Source organism: Micromonospora sp. DT47, assembly GCF_049844475.1.
In the GTDB taxonomy this organism is placed as follows: domain Bacteria; phylum Actinomycetota; class Actinomycetes; order Mycobacteriales; family Micromonosporaceae; genus Micromonospora.
This window is the reverse complement of the sequence record NZ_JBNCLC010000001.1, coordinates 233,957-252,360: the sequence shown is the minus strand read 5'-3', so window position 1 is coordinate 252,360 and position 18,404 is coordinate 233,957. Positions and strand designations below refer to the sequence as shown.

Annotated in this window: 17 protein-coding genes; 8 read left to right on the top strand and 9 right to left on the bottom strand. The window is 75.6% G+C overall.

Annotation, left to right across the window (positions count from 1 at the left end; translation table 11 throughout):
- Nucleotides 1-76 precede the first annotated feature (76 nt).
- Nucleotides 77-1,162, top strand: a complete 1,086-nt coding sequence (locus ACLQ2U_RS01265) for a polyprenyl synthetase family protein (RefSeq protein WP_425748616.1) — start codon at nucleotides 77-79, stop codon at nucleotides 1,160-1,162.
- A gap of 19 nt (nucleotides 1,163-1,181) precedes the next feature.
- Here ACLQ2U_RS01265 and ACLQ2U_RS01260 read toward each other — a convergent pair whose 3' ends face one another.
- Nucleotides 1,182-2,366 carry an MFS transporter gene (locus ACLQ2U_RS01260; RefSeq protein WP_425748615.1) on the bottom strand — a complete coding sequence of 395 codons (1,185 nt, stop codon included), beginning with the start codon at nucleotides 2,364-2,366 and terminating at the stop codon, nucleotides 1,182-1,184.
- Nucleotides 2,367-2,522: 156 nt separating this feature from the next.
- Between ACLQ2U_RS01260 and ACLQ2U_RS01255 the strand changes: the two genes are divergently transcribed.
- Nucleotides 2,523-3,305, top strand: coding sequence for an IclR family transcriptional regulator (locus ACLQ2U_RS01255; RefSeq protein WP_425748614.1), 783 nt, complete (start codon nucleotides 2,523-2,525; stop codon nucleotides 3,303-3,305).
- A gap of 122 nt (nucleotides 3,306-3,427) precedes the next feature.
- Here the strand turns inward: ACLQ2U_RS01255 and ACLQ2U_RS01250 are convergent, their stop codons facing one another.
- Nucleotides 3,428-5,551: a PhoX family protein gene (locus ACLQ2U_RS01250; RefSeq protein ID WP_425748613.1), complete on the bottom strand. Its 2,124-nt coding sequence runs from the start codon at nucleotides 5,549-5,551 to the stop codon at nucleotides 3,428-3,430.
- A 208-nt stretch (nucleotides 5,552-5,759) separates the two neighbouring features.
- On the opposite strand from ACLQ2U_RS01250, the gene ACLQ2U_RS01245 reads away from it, so the two are divergent.
- Together ACLQ2U_RS01245 and ACLQ2U_RS01240 are read left to right on the top strand one after the other, a co-directional pair.
- Complete coding sequence (locus tag ACLQ2U_RS01245; RefSeq protein ID WP_425748877.1) at nucleotides 5,760-6,281, top strand: sigma-70 family RNA polymerase sigma factor; 522 nt, start codon at nucleotides 5,760-5,762, stop codon at nucleotides 6,279-6,281.
- The gene (locus ACLQ2U_RS01240) at nucleotides 6,278-6,976 is read left to right on the top strand and encodes an anti-sigma factor family protein (protein ID WP_425748612.1); all 699 of its coding nucleotides are present in this window, start codon (nucleotides 6,278-6,280) and stop codon (nucleotides 6,974-6,976) included. Before ACLQ2U_RS01245 ends, ACLQ2U_RS01240 begins: the two co-directional genes overlap by 4 nt.
- Before the next feature lie 7 nt (nucleotides 6,977-6,983).
- Here ACLQ2U_RS01240 and rarD read toward each other — a convergent pair whose 3' ends face one another.
- From rarD to eccE, 4 genes are all read right to left on the bottom strand, one after another.
- Complete coding sequence (gene rarD / locus ACLQ2U_RS01235; protein WP_425748611.1) at nucleotides 6,984-7,907, bottom strand: EamA family transporter RarD; 924 nt, start codon at nucleotides 7,905-7,907, stop codon at nucleotides 6,984-6,986.
- Entirely contained in the window at nucleotides 7,904-8,401 is a 498-nt protein-coding gene (locus ACLQ2U_RS01230; RefSeq protein WP_425748610.1) for a GNAT family N-acetyltransferase, read from the bottom strand. The genes rarD and ACLQ2U_RS01230 overlap by 4 nt, the downstream gene beginning before the upstream one ends.
- Before the next feature lie 189 nt (nucleotides 8,402-8,590).
- Nucleotides 8,591-8,977 (bottom strand): phage holin family protein, encoded by a 387-nt coding sequence (locus tag ACLQ2U_RS01225; protein ID WP_425748609.1) that lies wholly within the window; start codon nucleotides 8,975-8,977, stop codon nucleotides 8,591-8,593.
- 55 nt (nucleotides 8,978-9,032) lie between these two features.
- Nucleotides 9,033-10,871 carry a type VII secretion protein EccE gene (gene eccE, locus ACLQ2U_RS01220; protein WP_425748608.1) on the bottom strand — a complete coding sequence of 613 codons (1,839 nt, stop codon included), beginning with the start codon at nucleotides 10,869-10,871 and terminating at the stop codon, nucleotides 9,033-9,035.
- Nucleotides 10,872-11,163: 292 nt separating this feature from the next.
- On the opposite strand from eccE, the gene ACLQ2U_RS01215 reads away from it, so the two are divergent.
- Together ACLQ2U_RS01215 and ACLQ2U_RS01210 are read left to right on the top strand one after the other, a co-directional pair.
- Entirely contained in the window at nucleotides 11,164-11,481 is a 318-nt protein-coding gene (locus ACLQ2U_RS01215) for a WXG100 family type VII secretion target (RefSeq protein ID WP_425748876.1), read from the top strand.
- Between the two features lie 26 nt (nucleotides 11,482-11,507).
- Nucleotides 11,508-11,801 carry a WXG100 family type VII secretion target gene (locus ACLQ2U_RS01210; protein ID WP_425748607.1) on the top strand — a complete coding sequence of 98 codons (294 nt, stop codon included), beginning with the start codon at nucleotides 11,508-11,510 and terminating at the stop codon, nucleotides 11,799-11,801.
- 79 nt (nucleotides 11,802-11,880) lie between these two features.
- Here ACLQ2U_RS01210 and mycP read toward each other — a convergent pair whose 3' ends face one another.
- Nucleotides 11,881-13,167, bottom strand: coding sequence for a type VII secretion-associated serine protease mycosin (gene mycP, locus ACLQ2U_RS01205; protein ID WP_425748606.1), 1,287 nt, complete (start codon nucleotides 13,165-13,167; stop codon nucleotides 11,881-11,883).
- 189 nt (nucleotides 13,168-13,356) lie between these two features.
- On the opposite strand from mycP, the gene ACLQ2U_RS01200 reads away from it, so the two are divergent.
- Entirely contained in the window at nucleotides 13,357-16,407 is a 3,051-nt protein-coding gene (locus tag ACLQ2U_RS01200; protein ID WP_425748875.1) for an SseB family protein, read from the top strand.
- Nucleotides 16,404-16,769, top strand: coding sequence for a hypothetical protein (locus tag ACLQ2U_RS01195; protein ID WP_425748874.1), 366 nt, complete (start codon nucleotides 16,404-16,406; stop codon nucleotides 16,767-16,769). The genes ACLQ2U_RS01200 and ACLQ2U_RS01195 overlap by 4 nt, the downstream gene beginning before the upstream one ends.
- Before the next feature lie 15 nt (nucleotides 16,770-16,784).
- On the opposite strand, the gene ACLQ2U_RS01190 is transcribed toward ACLQ2U_RS01195, so the two are convergent.
- Together ACLQ2U_RS01190 and ACLQ2U_RS01185 are read right to left on the bottom strand one after the other, a co-directional pair.
- Complete coding sequence (locus tag ACLQ2U_RS01190; protein ID WP_425748605.1) at nucleotides 16,785-17,717, bottom strand: alpha/beta fold hydrolase; 933 nt, start codon at nucleotides 17,715-17,717, stop codon at nucleotides 16,785-16,787.
- Nucleotides 17,718-17,793: 76 nt separating this feature from the next.
- Nucleotides 17,794-18,291: a hypothetical protein gene (locus ACLQ2U_RS01185; protein ID WP_425748604.1), complete on the bottom strand. Its 498-nt coding sequence runs from the start codon at nucleotides 18,289-18,291 to the stop codon at nucleotides 17,794-17,796.
- Between the last annotated feature and the right edge of the window lie 113 nt (nucleotides 18,292-18,404).

Here is an 18,404-nt window from a genome sequence, read left to right as displayed (position 1 = left end):
CCCGCGGGGCCGGCGCGCGGTGCGCGCCGGCCCCGCGGCCGTATCCCCGCCCCGGAGCAGGTCGAACGCGTGTGGCATGGTTGATGGCGTGGTGATTCCGGCGGGCGAGCGTTCAGGTGCCGTCGGCTCCGGCGGTCGTCGGGGCCGGGCTGGCACGGGTCAGGTCGGCGCGCTCGGCGTCTACCTCGCCGATCCGCGTGTCGAGGCGTCCGTGCTGGGCCTGCTCGACGCCGTCGAATCGGCGCTGCGGGCCAATGTGGCCAGCGCCGACCCGTTCGTCACCGAGGCCGCCCGACACCTGGTGGAGGCCGGCGGCAAGCGGTTCCGGCCGCTGCTGGTGGCGCTGGGCGCCCAGTTCGGCGACCCGGAACGCGCGCAGGTCGTCCCGGCGGCGGTGGTGATGGAGCTCACCCACCTGGCGACGCTCTATCACGACGACGTGATGGACGAGGCTGCCGTGCGGCGGGGCGGCCCGAGCGCCAACTCGCGCTGGACCAACTCGGTGGCCATCCTGGTCGGCGACTACCTCTTCGCCCGGGCCGCGGACATCTCCGCCGACCTCGGCCCCGAGGCGGTACGCCTCCAGGCGCGTACCTTCGCCCGCCTGGTGCACGGCCAGATCGCCGAGACGGTCGGCCCCCGGGCCGACGAGGACCCGGTCGCCCACTACCTGCACGTGATCGCCGAGAAGACCGGTTCGCTGATCGCCACCTCGGTCCGCTTCGGCGGCATGTTCAGTGGCGCCGCGCCGGAGCACACCGAGGCCCTCGCCGGATACGGCGAGACCATCGGGGTGGCCTTCCAGCTCTCCGACGACCTGCTGGACATCGCCAGCGAGTCGATGCAGTCGGGCAAGACGCCCGGCACCGACCTGCGGGAGGGCGTGCCGACGCTGCCGGTGCTCTACGCGCAGGCCGCGGACGACTCGGACGCCGCCTCGGTGCGGCTGCGGGAGATCCTGGCCACCGGCCCGCTCGTCGACGACGCGCTGCACGCCGAGGCGCTCGGCCTGCTCCGCGAGTCCCCGGCCCTCAAGCGGGCCCGGGAGACGGTCCGCAGCCACGCCGAGGACGCGAGGGCGCAGCTCGCCCCGCTCCCGCAGGGCCCGGCCCGCCGCGCCCTCGAATCCCTCTGCGACCACATCGCCGATCGCACCAGCTGACCCCTCCCGATGGGGTGGGTCAGGCCGGGCGGGCGAGCATGCGACTGCCGGTGAGCATGAGGGCGGCGGCGGCCAGCATGGCGACCGCGGCGACGGACCACATGGTGGGGTAGCCGAGGTTGCCGGCCACCGCGCCGAGGCTGAGCGGGCCCACGCAGCCGCCGGCGTACACCCCGGTCTGGGTGATCGAGGTGGCGGCGGCCGGGGCCTGCGGGTGCAGCCGGACCACCGCGAAGTTCATCAGGCCGGGCCACGCCCAGCCCAGCCCGAAGCCGAGCACCACCCCGGCCACCAGCGGCGCCGCGCCGGTCAGGGCGAGCAGGCCCAGCCCGGCCGCCCCCACCACCAGCATCCCGGCGATCAGCGCGACGTGGCCGCCCTCCCGGCGGTCGGCGAGCCAGCCGGCGCCGATCCGGGCGGTCACACAGACCGCGCTGCCCAGGGTCAGGGTGAGGCCGGCCAGCCCCGGGGCGAGCCCGCGGGCCACCGACGAGTCGACCACGAAGGTCCCCAGGGCGTTCGCCGCCGCCGCGGCCAGCGCCGCGGCCAACCCGACCACCACCAGGGCCGTCGTGGCCCGCCCCGCGCGGGCCGGGGCGGCCCGGCCGGCCGGGCCGGCCTCCCCGGCGGGTACGGCGGGCAGCGCGGCCAGCGCGGCCACCGCGGCGGCCACGAACGCCCAGCGCCAGCCGGCGGTCAGCGCGATCGTCGGCACCGCCGCGCCGGCCAGCAGGGTGGAGATCGGGATCGCGGCCTGTTTCACCCCGAACGACAGCCCCTGCCGCCGGGCCGGCACGTGCCGGGCCAGCGCCGCATTGCTGGCGAGCTGGCCGAGCGCGTTCGCTGCCGCGCTGAGCGCGAGCAGGCCGGCCAGCACCGGGTACGACCGGGCCAGCGCCGCGATGGCGAGCAGGCAGCCGGCGGCCAGCAGGATGCCGGCGCGGGCCACCACCGCCGGGCCGTACCGCTCGACCAGCCGGCCGGACGGCACCGAGGCCAGCGCGCTGACGCCGAAGTAGATCGAGACGGCCAGGCCTAGCCCGGCGGGGGAGAAGCCGAGGTCGTCGCCCATCTGCACGGCCAGCCCGCCGAGCAGGAACACGGGCAGTACGGAGGCGATGGTGGTGGCGACGGCGCCGGCGCCGGCCCGCAGGGGGCGTACGGACGGCCGGCTCGGTGAGGGGGCGAGCGCGGTGTCGGTCATCGTGTGATCAACGTACGCGAGTCTCGTTGCCGACAACCCGGCGTGTCAGGTCGGTACACGCCGGGTACGGCCTGATCCGGCATCCTCGACCCGAACGGGCATTCCGTCCCCGGGCCGAATTTCATATGGTGTAAGTCCCCGGCGGCGGAGGTGGTTGTGCGCGACCCCCTGGCGGAGCCTTCGGACCTGATCCGGAGCGTCTCCCGCGCGTTACGCGTGCTCGAGTCGGTCGGTCGTGCCCCGAAGGGGCTGACCGTCAAGCAGATCGCCCGGCGCTGCGAGCTGACCGTGGCGACCACCTACCACCTGGTCCGCACCCTGGCCTACGAGGGCTACGTGATCCGCCGCGAGGACGGCACCTACATCGTCGGGCTGGAGGTCGCCGACCGGTACCGGGAGCTGGTGACCGCCTTCCGCGGGCCGCCCGCGGTCGGCGAGACCCTACGCCGGGCCGCGGTCGACACCGGCTGGAGCCACTTCCTGGGCCGGTTCGTGGGCGGGCAGGTGGCGGTCACCGCGGTCGCCGAGGGGCACCGCTCGCCGTACCTGGAGGACCTGGTCCCCGGCTTCGACGAGGGCGCGCACGCCACCGCCCTCGGCAAGTCGCTGCTGGGCACCCTCACCGCCGAGCAGCGCTTCCGCTACCTGCGCGAATACGGCATGCGTCCGTTCACCAGCGCCACCCTGACCACCTCGGAGGTGTTCGAGGCCGACCTGGCCGCCGGGGACCGGCGCGGCATGCAGCTGGAGCTGGGGCAGTTCCGGCAGGGGGTGGCCTGCGCCGCCGTGCTGGTCGCGCCGGACAAGGACATGGAACGCCGGGTGGTGCTGGCCTGCGCGCTGCCGGCCAGCGAGATGATGACCTCCGCCCGGGTGGTCCGGGCCAAGCTGCTCACCGTCGCGCGCGCCGTCGCCGACGGCATCGCCGCCGACACCTGAACGGGCCCGCTGGGTGCGGCGTCCGCCACCCCGAGCCGACGTCGACTCCCACGCCGAAGGGCCCCTCCCGTTTCAGAGGGGCCCTTCGCGGGCGGTCCGGTGTCGGACCGCCGGGTGGCACGTCAGCTGCCGATCGGGCCGCCGTCCAGGCGCCAGGTGACCACCACGCCCGGCTTGGCGTAGTCGCCGTCCGGCCAGGTCGACGCCGGCTTCTCCACCGAGGCGCCGGTGATCTCACCCGGGTGCTGCACGGCGACGAAGACCGAGCGGTTGTCGCCGGTGATGAACGGGCCGCAGGTCTCGGCGCCGAGCGGCACGGTGAGGAACTGCTTCAGGTGACCTCGCTCCGGGCCCTCGACGGCGGTGGCGAAGAGGCCGTCGTTGCTGCCCAGCGCGTTGCCGTCGGTGGAGATCCAGAGGTTGCCGGTGGCATCGAAGGCCACGTTGTCCGGGCAGGAGATCGGCGAGACCTGGGTCTTGTCGTACCCGGCGAAGTGGGTCGACGGGTCGGTCGGGTCGCCGCAGACGATCGGCAACGACCAGGCGAAGCTCTCCGCGGTGTTGTCGCCGCGGTCCTCCACCAGCTCCAGGATCTGGCCGTGCTTGTTGAGGTTGCGCGGGCTGGTCTCGTCGGCCGGGGCCTTGCCGGCCTTGCCGCGGTCGGTGTTGTTGGTCAGCGCCGCGTAGACCTTGCCGGTGAGCAGGCTGGGCTGCACGTCCTCCGGACGGTCCATCTTGGTCGCGCCGACCTTGTCGCCGGCGAACCGGGTGAAGGTGAGCACGTCGGCGGCGGTCATCCCGTCGACGTACGACCTGTTGCCGCTGACCAGCTTGATCCACCGGCCCCGGCCGTTGAACGCGCCGTCCGAGGGGAGCCTGCCCGAGCCGTCGATCTCGGCGGCGCTGGTCTGCTCGAACTGGGCCACGTAGAGGGTGCCCGACTCCAGCAGGGTCAGGTTGTGCTTGCGGGCCACCCACGAGTCGCCCGGCATGTACTTCTTGTCCGAGACGAACTTGTAGAGGTAGTCGAAGCGCTCGTCGTCGCCCATGTACGCGACCACGTGCCCGCTCTTCGCCACGATGACGTTGGCGCCCTCGTGCTTGAACCGGCCCATCGCGGTGTGCTTGCGCGGCCGGCTCTCCGGGTCGAACGGGTCGATCTCCACGATCCAGCCGAACCGGTTCGCCTCGTTCGGGTTCTTCGCCAGGTCGAAGCGCTCGTCGGCGCGTTCCCAGCGGCGGCTGCCGCTCGGGTAGCGGGCGGTGGTGCTGATGCCGTAGCGGGCCAGCTTGGCCTTTTCCGCCTCCGACACGGCGTCGCCGCCGACGAAGTACTGGTTGAAGTTCTCCTCGCCGGAGAGCACGGTGCCCCACGGGGTGACGCCGCCGGCGCAGTTGTTCAGCGTGCCGATCACCGTGCGACCCTTCGGGTCGGCGGCGGTGCGCAGCCAGGCCGAGCCGGCGGCCGGGCCGGTCAGGTCGAACCTGGTGCTCAGCGCGGTGACCCGCCGGTTGTACGGCCGGCGGCCGTGCGAGACCGGACGCCACTGCCCGGTGCCCTCCACCCGCTCCAGCTCCACCACGGACATGCCGTGCGCGGCCATCGCCGTGCGCAGCTGCTCCTCGGTGAGGCTGTCCAGGCTGGTGAAGCCGGGGAACATCAGGTCCTCGTTGGTGTACTCGTGGTTGACCACGAGCAGCGCCCGGCGGCCCCGCCGGTCCAGCGGCAGTACGCCGACGAAGTCGTTGTTGTAGCCGAACTGCTTCGACTGCGCGGCGGCGTTCTGCCCGTGCAGGTCGAACTCCGGCGCGCCGGGCACCACCGGGTCGCCCCACCTGATGACCACGGCGTGGCCGTACCCGTTCGGGACGACCAGGGTGTCGAGCTGGTTCGGCGGGATCGGCGTGAAGGTCAGCGCGCCGCTGCCGACGGACGGCGGCGGGCGGCCGAAGTCGGTCACCTCGGGGACGACCGGGGTGCCGGGCGCGGCGGAGGCCGGAGCGGCACCGGCCAGCGCGCCGGCGGCGGCGCCGAAGCCGAGCACCAGCGCGCCGACGGCACCGGCGCGGACGACGCCGCGGCGGGACACCTCCGACTCGACCAGGTCCCCGAAGTAGGTGTTGTCGGAGGTGTTGGGAACGGGGTGGTCGCAGGCGTTGCCGCACCGGTACAGACAGGTCATCGCATCGCGGCTGCCGTGCCGGGTGGCGCCGAGCAGCGGGAGCAGCCGGGGACGGTCGCTCATGGAAGGAGCCTCCTGGAAGCAAGGTCGGTGGCACACCGGATCACCCGATCGGCGTGCGTACCGGCCGGATGCTGCCAGGGCGGAGTGAGCGGTCGCCTGACAAAATATGAATCGGGTGTGAACAGCAGCCACGGGTGAACCGATCGGCGTGGCCGCGCGTATCCACCCGCGGACACCTACCGCCGGACTCGCCGCCCAGAGCGAGGAGATCGCCATCAGCGACCACGACGCCCACCTGCTGCGCGCGCTGCACGACGAGCACGCGGAGGCGCTGCTCGCGCACGCCCTCCGACTGGTCAACGGCGACCGCACCCGGGCCGAGGACCTGGTGCAGGAGACCCTGCTACGGGCCTGGCGCCACCCGGAGTCGCTCGACCCGCGGCGCGGCTCGGTCCGCGCCTGGCTCTTCACGACCGCGCGGAACCTCGCGATCGACGCCTGGCGACGCCGGTCCACCCGGGTCGGTGAGGTGTTCACCGACGACCTGCCCGAGCCGCCGCAGGCGGTCGACGAAGCGGAGCGCGCGGTGGAGGCGTGGACCGTCGCCGAGGCGTTGAACCGGCTCAGCCCGACCCACCGGGAGGTGCTGGTCGAGTGCTTCTACCAGGGCCGTTCGGTGGCCGAGGCGGCCGCCCGGCTGGGCGTGCCACCGGGCACGGTCAAGTCCCGCACCCACTACGCGCTGCGCTCACTACGGTTGGTCCTGGCTGAGATGGGGGTGACCGGATGACCCGCTGCGAGTTCGCGCACGACGACGGCGCGTACGTGCTGGGCGCCCTCGCCCCCGCGGACCGCGCCGCGTACGAGCGGCACCTGGCCGGCTGTGCGGCCTGCCGGGAGGCGGTCGCCGAGATCGCCGTGCTGCCCGGACTGCTGGGCCGGCTCGACCCGGCCGCGCTGGACGAGTTCCTCCCGCCGGCGGCGGAGACCACCCGGGTGCCCGCGCTGCTCGACGCCGCGCGGGAGCGCCGGCGCCGCGAGCGGTCCGGCGCCCGCCGACGGTACGCCCTGACCGCGCTGGCCGCCGCCGCGCTCGCCCTGGTGGTGGGGGTCGGAGGGGCCGCCGTGCTGCGCCCGCCCGCGCCGCCCGCGCCGACCGTGCAGGCGGTCCGGATGGTCGCCATGCAGCCGGTCTCGACCAAGGTGCCGGTGCACGCCGAGATCGGGCTGACCGGCACCGACTGGGGCACCGAGGTCACCATGCACTGCGGGTACGACTCGACCGCCGGCTACCGCAAGGCGTACACCTTCCGGCTGGTGGCGCACGGCCCGGACGGCGCGACGGAGCAGATCGGCTCCTGGCTGGCCGCCCCCGGCGACGACGTGCGCCTCACCGGCGGGACCCGCTTCACCGACGCGGAGCTGGTCCGGCTGGAACTGGTCCGCGCCGACGGCACCGCCGTCCTCGGCTACGACGTGCGCTGATCCCCGGTCACCGCGTGGCGGCGGTGACCGGGGTCCGGGTGCGGGCGGCGGCGCGGGTGCGACGGGTGTTCCGGAGCGCGTCGGCGGTGAAGACGATCAGGGCGACCCAGACCAGGGCGAAGCCGGCGAGGCGGGCCGGCGGCATCGGCTCGTGGAAGATCAGCACGCCGCAGCCGAGCTGGAGGATCGGGGCGAGGTACTGCAACATCCCCAGGACCGACAGCGGCAGCCGGTTGGCGGCGCCGGCGAAGAGCAGCAGCGGGATCGCGGTGGCCGCGCCGGCCAGCACCAGCAGCGCGGTGTGCCCGGCCGAGACGTGCCCGAAGGTCGACTCACCCTGCTGCGACAGCCAGCCCAGGTACGCCAGGGCGGGCAGCGCCAGCACCGCCGACTCGACGAAGAGCCCCTCCGCGGCGGGCAGCCCGAGCCGCTTCTTCACCAGCCCGTACCCGGCGAAGCTGAAGGCCAGGGTCAGCGCCAGGTACGGCAGCCGGCCGTAGTCGACGGTGAGCACCGCGACGGCCAGACCGCCGACGCCCAGCGCGGCCCACTGCGCCGAGCGCAGCCGCTCGCGCAGCACGAAGACGCCGAGCAGCACCGAGACCAGTGGGTTGATGAAGTAGCCGAGCGCCGTCTCCACCACCCGGTCGGAGTTCACCCCGTAGATGTAGGTGCCCCAGTTGACCGCGATCAGCGCCGCGGCGACGCCGATGCCGGCCAGCGTCCGGGGCCGGCGGGTCAGCGCCCGCAGGAAGCCGATGTTGCGCAGCGCGGCGAGCAGCAGCGCGACGAAGACCACCGACCAGACGATCCGGTGCGCCAGGATCTCGATCGGGCCGGCCGGCCGGAGCAGCTTGAGGTAGATCGGGAAGAAGCCCCACAGCAGGTACGCGCCGACGCCGTACAGGTAGCCGAGCCGGGTCTGGTTCACCCCTCCACCGTAAGGGGTGAGGCGGTGACGTGTTCCTTTCCGGTGACCGGGTTCACCCGTTGTTCGCGCTGGTCGATCTGCATGAACCGGCCCGGGTCGACCTCGGCGAAACCGAGCTTCGCGTACACCCCGTGGGCGTCGTGGGTGGCCAGCAGGATCCGGCGTACGCCGAGCGGCCACAGGTGCTCGCGGACCGCGCCGGCCAGCCAGGTGCCCAAGCCGCGACCCCGCTCCTCGCGGGCCACGTAGACGTCGCAGAGCCAGGCGAAGGTGGCCCGGTCGGTGACCACCCGGGCGATCGCCGCCTGGCCGCCGTCGTCGACCCGGTACACGCCGTACCCGATCGAGCCGGCGAAGGCCCGCTCCACCGTCGCCCGATCCCGCCCGAGCGCCCAGTACGCGTCGGTGGTGAGCCAGTGGTGCACCCGGTCCAGGTCGAGCCGGTCGGGATCGGTGCTGAGCTGGTAGCCGTCGGCGCGGGTCATGGTGAACACCCCTGCCACGCTAGCGACGCCGGCCCGCCGCCGCGCCAGCCAATTCCCGTCCGCTGGCTGCCGCCTCGGCCGCCCGCGGCGTGCGGCGCCCGCCGCGCTCGATCCAGGAAGTAGTGGCCCCCCGGCGCAGGGGAGGCCACTACTTCCGTGAACGAGCGCGATCATGCGGGCCCGCGACCCGCGGGGCGGTCAGTCGCGGTCGAGGATGGCGCCGAGGATCCAGGTCACGATGCCGACGAAGAGCGCACCGAGTACTGCCCCCGGCCAGAAGCTGTCGACGTGGAAGGGCAGCCCGGCCTGGTCGGCGATCCAGCTGGTGAGCAGGAAGAGCAGGCCGTTGACCACCAGCGCGATCAGCCCGAGGGTCAGCAGGTAGAACCCGCAGCCCACGGTCTTGATGATCGGCTGCAGCACCGCGTTGACCACGCCGAAGATCACCGCGACCAGCACCAGAGTGGTGACCGCCTCGACGGCCGAGTCGGAATCCAGCGAGATGCCGGGGATCAGCAGCGTCGCCAGCCAGAAGGCCACCGCCGTGGAGGCCAGCCGGATCAGAAGTCCCTTCAGGAAACCCATGGCGGGGATAGTGCCATGCGAGATCCACCCGGGGAACCCCTGCACGGGGCTACGGTCAACGCCGGCCGGGTCGCCCGATCAGTTGCGACTCGATCGGGGTCGGGGAGAGCAGCGCCCAGCGCAGCGCCCGGCGGTTCACCACCGCCACCATGTCCTCGCGGATCCGGGTCAGCCACTCCGCCGACCCGCCCAGCCCGAGGGCGGCCCCGGCCAGCGCGGCCTCCTGCTGGTCCAACGGTTGCAGCACCGCCAGGTCGGCCCGCCCCAGGGTGTCGACGTCGGCCGGGGCCAGCTCCTCGCGTACCACCAGGGTGGCCGCCCAGGCCGGCCCCGGCGTCGGCTCGGCGGCCACCGCGCCGGCGTCCACGACCAGCAGCAGCGGGCGCAGCGGGGAGCCGACCGCCCCGCCCACCGGCCGTCCCGGCGGGATCACCGCGATGCCGCCACCGGTGTTGCCGACACCCCGGACGAAGGGCTCCCACCCGCGTGGCCGTCGGGTCTGCACCACCACCCGGGCGCCCAGTGCCATCGCCCGCAGCACCAGCAGCTGTGCCGCCCGGACCCCGCCGACCAGCACCAGCCGGGTGCCCTCGGCACGGAACAGCCGGACGGTGACCGCGCCGCCGTGCCGGTTGGTGCCCACCATCAGTCCGGCGTCGCCGAGGGTGAGTTCCAGCGACCCCAGGCCCGGGCTCCCGGCGGCCGGGACGCCGGCCACCGCCAGGGGCAGGGTGGCGGCCAGGGCGTGGAGCTGGGCGCCATCGAGCCGGCGTACCTCACCGTCGGCGTCGGTGACCAGGCGGCGCAGCGCCTGCGTCGCGGCGTCGAGCTCGGCGGGCGTCCAGGCGGTGAGCCGTACCGTCAGCTCGACCGGGACCGGCGCGGCGTCGGCGTCGGCGCCGGTGCGCGGCCCGGCGCAGAGCGCGACGCTGGTCGCCGTCGCCGTCGCGGGCAGCGCCAGCAGTCGCGGCACCAGCCGCCGGCCCAGGTCGGTGCGCGGGTCGGGCCAGCGGCGCAGCCGGAAGCCGGCCTGCAGCAGACCACCGGCGCGCACCAGCTGCCAGCTCTCCCGGGCCGGCTGGTCGCCGTCGTGGTGGGCCAGTTCCGCGAGTACGCGCAGCGCCGCCGGCGCGCCGAGCGGCCGGGCGGTGACCGGTCCGAGCCGGCGGACGATCCGCCGTACGGTGCCGGAGAGGGCGCGGCGCAACTCCTCGTCGGACCAGCCGTCCACCCGCAGCACCCGGACGGCGAGCAGGGCCCGTTCCTGCCCGGGCAGCCGCCCGTCCGTCAACTGCCGGTACGACGTGCCCGCCGTGCCGACGGCGGCGGTGGGAGCCGGGGCCGGCGAGGCGTGCAGCAGCAGCTGGATCCGCGCCGGCGGGTGCTCCGGCGCGACGGGCGGCAGCAGCGCGGCGGGGGCCGGCAGCGCCCGGGGGCCGTCGCCGAGCAGGTCGCCGGGGACGCCCAGGTCGAGCAGGGCGGTCAGCCCGGCGGCGTCGTCGACCACCGCGGCCGGACCGCCGGCCAGCTCCACCGCGCGCACCGCGGCGCCCGGGAGGACCAGGTCCAGCAGCGCCTCCGGGCCGGCGGCCGGGGCGAGCGCGTGCCGCCGGGTGAGGTAGCCGACGGCGGTGCCCGACCACTCGAAGAGCCACCGGCCCCGCCACCGTGCCCAGGCCAGGGCGAGCAGCAGCGCGGCGGCGGCCAGGGCCAGTGCGGTCGGCCCGACACCCCGGCCCAGCGCGGCGACCGGCAGCGCCACCGCCACCTGCGCGGCGACGATCTGGCCGGCGCGCCCGGCGGTGGACGGGCGGGCGCCGGCCGGGAGCCACTGTGCCGGCAACGGCTGGCGGTGGGCCGGCCTGGCCGGGCCTGCGGTCGTGCTCGCCGTCACCGCGTCTCCTCCGCTCGACGTCCCGGGGTGCCGCGAGGGTGCCGACCCCGCGCTCCGGGGCGCACCGCGACGGCGGCGTGACCCATCGTAGGCGGCCGGTCCGACCGGGCGGGGGCCACGGTTGTCCACAGGGGAGGACGGGGGGTAGCACGACGGCGACCGGCCGGCTACCGTCAGCGACGAGTTTCGCTGACCGTCACCGCCGTGTGCACCAGCGCGGACCGGTGGAGAGCGTCCAGGGTGGATGCCCCCGGCGGCCAGCCACGACCGAGGAGACGAGGTGACGTCCGGGGTGTCCCAGACCCAGGCAGAAGCCGCGGTGATGCAGCAGGCCGCCGCGAAGTTCGAGCAGGTGGACCAGTCCCTGCAGACCATGCTCAGCGGCCTGATGGCCGAGCTGGAGGTGTTGCAGCAGGCCTGGCGCGGTGCCGGCGGCCGGTCGTTCGAGCAGGTCAGGCAGCAGTGGTCGCAGGACCAGGCGGCGTTGCAGCGGGCGCTGCGGGAGACCGCGTCGGCGATCCGCACCGCCGGCCAGCAGTACGACGTCTCGGACACCGAGGCGGCCGGCCGGGTCGCCGGCGCCAACCGCGGCATCCAGCTGCCGCTGTAACCAAGATCCCGGGAGGGGAGCATCCGATGGACCACGGTGTGCTGGTCGTCAACTTCGCCGCGCTGCAGCAGGCCAGCGCGGACATCCAGAAGGCGTTGAACACGCTCGACTCGCAGCTCGGCCAGTTGGAGCGGGACGCCGCCCCGCTGGTGGCCGGCTGGGCCGGCGAGGCCAGGCAGGCGTACGGGCAGCGACAGGCCCGGTGGCGGTCCGCGTCGCAGGATCTCCAGGCCATGCTGCGCGACATCAAGCTCGCGGTGGACGACTCCGCGATCGACTACCTCAACACCGAGAGGAAGAACGTCGGCCTGTTCCAGTGAGCCCGCCCGGCGGCGGCGCCCGGCGATCCCGTCGGCGCCGCCGTCGCCTTCTGCACGGACGTCACGGGTGGCCGGCCGGTCAGGCCGGACCGGCCGGGCGCCAGCCGCGGCGGGTGCCGCGCGGCAGCACCACGGCCAGCAGCACCGCCACCGCCACCGCCCCGGCGGTGACCGTGGCGACCAGCACGGCGCGGTCCCGCGCCGCCGCCCGCCGCGCCCGCTCGGCGAGCAGCGCCGGGTCGGGCCGGTCCGCCGGCAGCGCGGCCGAGCGGGCCACGGTGGCCGGCCCGGAGCCGGTCTCGACGACCGCCCGGTACGGGTTGAGCACGCCGGCGCCGTAGTCGCCCCGGTCGCCGTCGGGGGCCGGGTCGGCGGTGCCGAGGATCCGCTGCGCCACCTGCGCCGCGGTCAGGCTCGGCCGGTACTGCCGGACCAGCGCCGCCGTGGCCGCGACGAAGGGGGCGGCGTAACTGGTCCCCTCGGCCCGGTGGTGCCCCTGCTCCGGCGCGGCCAGCAGCACGTCGCTGCCGGGTGCCACCAGGTCGACGTACGGCCCGGTCTGGGAGAACGCCGCCCGGTAGCCGTCGGAGCCGATCGCGCCGACTCCGAGCACCCCCTCGTAGGAGGCCGGGTAGGGGCGCGGGTCGCCGCTGTCGTGCAGGTTGCCGGCGGCGGCCACCACCACCACGTCCCGCCGGACCGCGTACCCGACCGCCTCGCGGACGGCCGGGTTGTCCGCGTACAGCACGACGGAGAGGTTCAGCACGTCGGCGTCGTGGTCCACCGCCCAGCGGATCGCCCGGGCGAAGTCGGTCGCGCTGACCGTACGTCCCGACTCCCGGCCCTCCACCACCTGCTGCTCGCTGACCCGCACCGGCAGGATCCGGGCCCCGGGCGCCAGCCCCTGGAAGGCCACCCCGGGCCCTTCGGCGGCGGCGATGATGCTGGCCACGCCGGTACCGTGGCCGGCGCAGTCACGGGTGCCGTCGCCGCCCGGGTCGAGGAAGTCCGCCCCGTCGAGCACCCGGCCGCGCAGCTGGGGATGCCGCCGGTCGACGCCGGAGTCGATCACCGCGACGGTCATCCCGGCGCCGCTGGCCAGGGGCGTGAGCCGCTCCGGCGCGTACCGTCGCTGGGGCCACGGGGTGGCCGCGACCGGGCGGGCCGGGGCGAGCGGGGTGGCGCAGGCGGGGGCGGCGGCGCGGGCCGCGACCGGGCCGGTCGCCGGCGCTCCGGTGGCGCCGGAGGTCGGGGCCCGACCGGCCGCCCGGGCCGGGGTGACCGAGGACACGGCGAGGGCCGGCAGGACGGTCAGCAGGGTCGCCGCCACACCGGCCAGGGCCGGTCGCGCACCGGGTCGGGACATCGACCGCCTCCGTATCGTGTCGACTCCGGAACGGGATGTTAGCGCTTCGCCCGGTAACCGGCGGGCCGCCGACGGTCGACCCATTGTGATCTTGTTTCCACCTTGTAGGTTGTACGCGATGCCTATGGCCTGTTGGCGGGAGGAGAGGTGGCCGTGACCTGGGAGCCGGCTACCGAGGCCGAAGCGGCGATGCGGGACGCGCTGCACGCCAACGACCAGGAGCTGTACTTCCGCATCCTGGCCCAGACCGAGCTGCTCCTGCCGGTCTCCGCCCAGGCCCTCACCGGCGAGGCGGCGATGGGCTGGGGCACCTGGACCACGGGCGGCCGGACGCACGTGCTCGCCTTCACCTCGACCGCCGCGCTGCACGCCTGCCTCGGCGCCACCGCCGGGCCGAGCCGCCCCAGCCCGTACGCGGACCTCGCCGCCGAATGGCCGCACCACGAGTGGTGGCTCGCGGTGAATCCGGGGCTGTCCATCGAGGGCTACCTGCCGGCCTGGTTCGTCTCCCAGCTCTCCCGCGGTGACGTCCGCCTGCCCGGCCGCACCATGGGCGCCCGGGCCCGGCTGGAGCGCGCGGACACGTTCGCCCGGGCACGGGGCGACGCCGCCCCCGGCCACGAGTCCGCGACGGACGCTCCGGCCGGCGCGCCGTCGGCCGGCGGCGGCACCCCGCCGTCGTCTGGCTCGCCGCGTAATCCGGTCGGCGCGTCCCGCGCGCCGTCGACCGTCCCGGCGCCGACCGTCCCGCCATCGACCGTCCCGCCGTCGACCGTCCCGCCATCGACCGTCCCGCCGTCGACCGTCCCGTCGGCGACCGGCGCGCCGGCCATCGGCGCCGGCCCGGAGCGCCGGCCCGGCGCGGCCGATCCGACCGCCGCCCGTATCCCGCACCCCGCCGCGCCGCCGGCACCCCAACCGTCCACGGTGGACGTTCGAGGCGTGCGTCCCGAGCCGACCGACGGCGGGCAACGCCCGGCGAACGCCCGGGTCTCCGGCACCCCGACCGGCCCCGCCGACCTGGGCCGGCCCTCCCCGCTCCGCCGTCGACCGCTCGGCGAGGAGACCTCCGGCCCGGCGAACGGTCGCAGCTCCTTCTTCGAGCCCGCCTCCGGGCGGGGCGCGGCGGCCCGGTCGCCGCGGGACAACCCGCTGCGCGCCGGGGAGCGGGCCACCCCGCCGGCCCGTCCCGGGCTCGGTGGCCAGACGTTCCCCCGCCGCCGGCCGGTGCGGCCGGACGACGACCCGACCCGGGCGTTCCCGGTGGACCGGGCGGACGACCAGATGACCCAGCCGATCCCGGAGCCCGCTCCGCCGTCGCCCGGCCGCCGGCCGGACCCGCTGGCGGAGGAGCCCACCCGGGCGTTCCGGGTCGACGTGCCGGCCGCCGAGGCCACCCAGGTGTTGCCGCGCTGGCATCCCGCTCCCGCCGCGCCGGCCGACGGGGAGCAGACCCAGCGGCTGCCCGACCCCGCGGTACGACCGGTGTCCCCGGGCGCCCCGCCGGCACCGGTCGCGGAGGACCTGTCCGCCTCCGTCGCCGAGCCGGTCTCCGGCCCCCCGGCACCCCGTCGCGGCTTCTCGCCCATCGTCATCGAGGGCACCGTCATCGAGTCCCGGGACCTGCCGGGACCGCACGAGCCCGCACCGGCCGCGACCGTCTTCGGATGGCGGTCGGACGGCGGTGCCGCCACCACGGCCGCCCGGAACGGCACCCTCGACGCGCCCGCGCCAACCTCCCCGGCCCCGGGCTTACCCGCCGAGCCGGCTGCCTCCGGCTTCCACCCGGAGCCGGTCGTCGCCGAGTCCGCTGTTCCCGGTTTCCGTGCCGAGCCGGTCGTCGCCGAGCCCGCTGGTCCCGGTTTCCGCCCGGAGCCGGCCGCGGCCGAGCCCGCCGCCGCCGACTTCCACTCCGAGTCCGCTGTGCCGGGGTTCCGCCCTGAGCCGGGCACCTCGGGCGCCGCCGAGCGCCCCGAGCTGGCCGTCCCGGGCGTCGCCGAGCGCCCCGAGCCGGTCTCCCCGGCACCCGGCGCCGGGGCCGGCGCGAACGGCACCGGGCCGGGCGCCGCCGGGCCCGCGTCGTCGTGGATGCCGTCGGGCGATGCCCCGACCACCGGTGTAACGCCGGACGCGGCCGGGACCACCACGGCGTTCCCGACCGTGCAGTCCGCCGCGACGGGTGGTACCGCCGCCGAGCCGACGTCGGCCGCCGGGCCGTTCGCCGGACCGGCCCCCACCGTTGCGGGCGCGGCCACCGAACCGGCCGCCGAGGCGTTCCAGCCGGCCAACCAGGTCGAGCAGAACCTGCTCGACGCCGCGGGCTCCGGCAACACGGACACCTTCCTCTCCACCCTGCTGCTGGCCCGGGTGCTTCTCCCGGCGGCGCCGGACTCGGCGCCCGGCAGCCGGCCCGGCGATCCGGGGTTCGTGTGGCGTACGGAGGAGCTGGACGGCGAGACGTACGTGGTGGTGCACACCTCGCCCGAGCGGCTGGCCGCCCACGCCGGGGAGCCGGTGGAGACGGTCGAGGTCCGGTTCGTGCAGCTGATCCGGCGCTGGCCGGACGAGACGTGGTCGTTCGCGGTCAATCCGGGCACCCCGGTCGGGGCGAAGCTGCCCGGCGAGCAGATCCTCGGCCTGGCCAACTGGGCGGCCGAGGTGGGCCTCGGCGACGACGCGGACGTCGAGCCGGAGCCGGCGCCCGCCGAGGAGCCGGCCGAGCGCACCCGGTACGCCCCGCCGGCCACCGACCCGTCCCGGCCCGTGGTCATGCAGAAGGCGGTCGCGCCGAGCCAGCTCGCCTACTACCTCGAGCGCGGGTACGACCGGGTCACCGGTTTCGTGCACCGGGCCGGCGAGCTGGCGCACCTGACCACCCCGGCGCAGCTGCACGAGGCGCTCGGCCTCGGCTACCCGGATTCGCCCTTCGCCCGGGACGCCGGGAAGATCTACGTGCTGCGCTGGCCGGCGTACCGGCCCAGCCTCTACCGGATCCCGTACGGCGGGCAGAACGAGGGGGCCATGCGGGCCATGAAGGGCTGGGTCATCGAGCGCGCGCCGTTCCGGGGTAACGGTTTCGCCCCGGGTGAGAGCACCGACGTGGTGGCCGAGTTCAAGGTGGACAGTGCCCGGCTGCCGCACGGCGCGCAGCTCTGGCGGATCGGCGCGGACGGCACCGAGCGGGTGATCGCCATCCTCGACACCGACGTGCTGCTCTGGCGACAGGTGGGTGAGCCCTGATGCGGGACGGCTACGTGGCCCGGTGGCGCGGCCGGGAATACCAGGCCAGCCCGGACGGTGACGACGTCCGGATCTACCAGCCGGAGCCGGGTGACGGCTTCGAGGAGGTACGCCCCGGCCGGCACGTCCGGGTGGTTCCGGCCGGCGAGGTCGAGGAGTTGGCGTACGTGCGGACCACCTGCACCTGGCAGGGGCAGCCGTTCGTCGTCCTCGGTGAGCACGACGGCTGGCTGCGGGTGGAGTACACCGGCGGGCGCTGGCCGGTGGCCCGGGCGATGGGCCTGGAGGTGTTCGACTTCGGCGTCTACCAGGGCTGGGCGCCCGCCGCCGACGTGGCCGACCTGCGCGAGCAGCGGGTCTGACGCCCGTCCCGCGGCTCAGGACTTAGCCCAGCGCAGGATCTCGCCGAGCACCACCTCGGGGGTCTCGAGGTGCGGGAAGTGCCCGACCCCGTCCAGCAGCCGCCACTCGTAGGGGGCGGTGACGTACCGGCCGGAGCCCTGGGCGGTGCGGGGCAGCGAGGCGACGTCGAGCGACCCGTGCAGTTGCAGGGTCGGGGTGACCAGGGGCTTCTGCATCAGCCGGACGAACCGGTAGCCGTGCAGGCGCAGCACCGACCGGAACGCCCACCGGTAGCCCTCCATGGCGCAGAAGGCGGCCTGCGGGATCTGGATCGCCTCCCGGCAGCGCTCCGCGTACGCGTCGAACTCCGGCCCCCGCACCCAGCGCGGCCCTCCCCAGCGGCGCAGCATCTCCTCGACCGCGGCGCCGCCGTCCCGGGTCAGCACGTGCTCGTAGCGGGGGAGCTGGAACCTCAGCGCCGGCGTGGCGGCGGCGAACTGCCCGCGCGGGTCGGCGAAGATCGCGGCCCGCAGCCGCAGCGGGTGCGGCGCGCCGAGCACCACCAGCCGCCGGACCAGGGTGGGGTGGAAGGAGGCCGCGGTCCAGGCGATCAGGCCGCCGGCGCCGGCGCCGACCAGGGTGGCGGAGCGTTCGCCGAGGGCGCGGATCAGGCCGGCGACGTCGGCGGCGAGGGTGTAGCCGTCGTACCCCCGGGGTGGTTTGTCGCTGGCGCCGTAGCCGCGCAGGTCGACGGCGACCGCCCGGAAGCCGGCGTCGGCGACCGCCGGGAGGATCTCGTGCCAGGCCCACCAGTGCTCGGGGAAGCCGTGCAGGAAGAGCACCATTGGGCCGGTTCCCGCCTCGACGACGTGGAACCGGCTGCCGTTCGCGCCGACGAACCGGTGCGTCCACGGCCCCTCGGTCAGGACGCAGGACTCGTCGACGGGTCCGCCACGCTGCTCGGTCATGTGCCACAGCCTAGGACCCCGGTGACGGCTGACCATCCCGCCGACCCGGTGGGTGGCCGGGATCGCCGTGCCGCGGTCAGCCGACCCGACTGATTTTCACGATGCTCGCGGGGGTGCCCGGCCCGCAGTCGTGCGCCGGATCGGCCGGTCCGGTGGTGACCAGCACGGTGGTGCCGGCGGCGAAGCTGCCCATCCCGGGGCCGTGCAGGGCGTACTCCCTGCCGTCGTCGGTGACCAGGCCGTAGCACGGCCCGGAGCCGCCGCGGGTGATCCGGCCGGCTACCACGTCGGTCGACCTGGTGTCCGTGGGCTCCTTCGGCGGGCCGGTCGGCCGTCGCAGGGTCGGCAGCTCGGTGGCGGAGAGCGGGGTGGGCCGGTCGGCGGGCGCGACCGGGGTGCCGGACGGCGCGGTCGCGGGCAGGGGCGGCGGCGAGGATGCCGGCGTGGCCGAGGTGGGCGGGGTGGGTGGCGTCGGATCGTCGGACACGGGGCCTCCGTTCCCGGCGCAGCCGGCGAGGGGGACGAGCAGCGCCAGCGCGAGGGCGGCCGGCGGCCCGGCGGTACGTGGTGTCACCCCGATGAGAGTCGCCGGAGGCCCGCCCGGTTCCGCCCGTTCGTCACCTCGTTCGGCCGGCCGGGGTGCCGAAAGGGCGATGCCCGGGCAGGTGACCTGCCCGGGCATCGGTG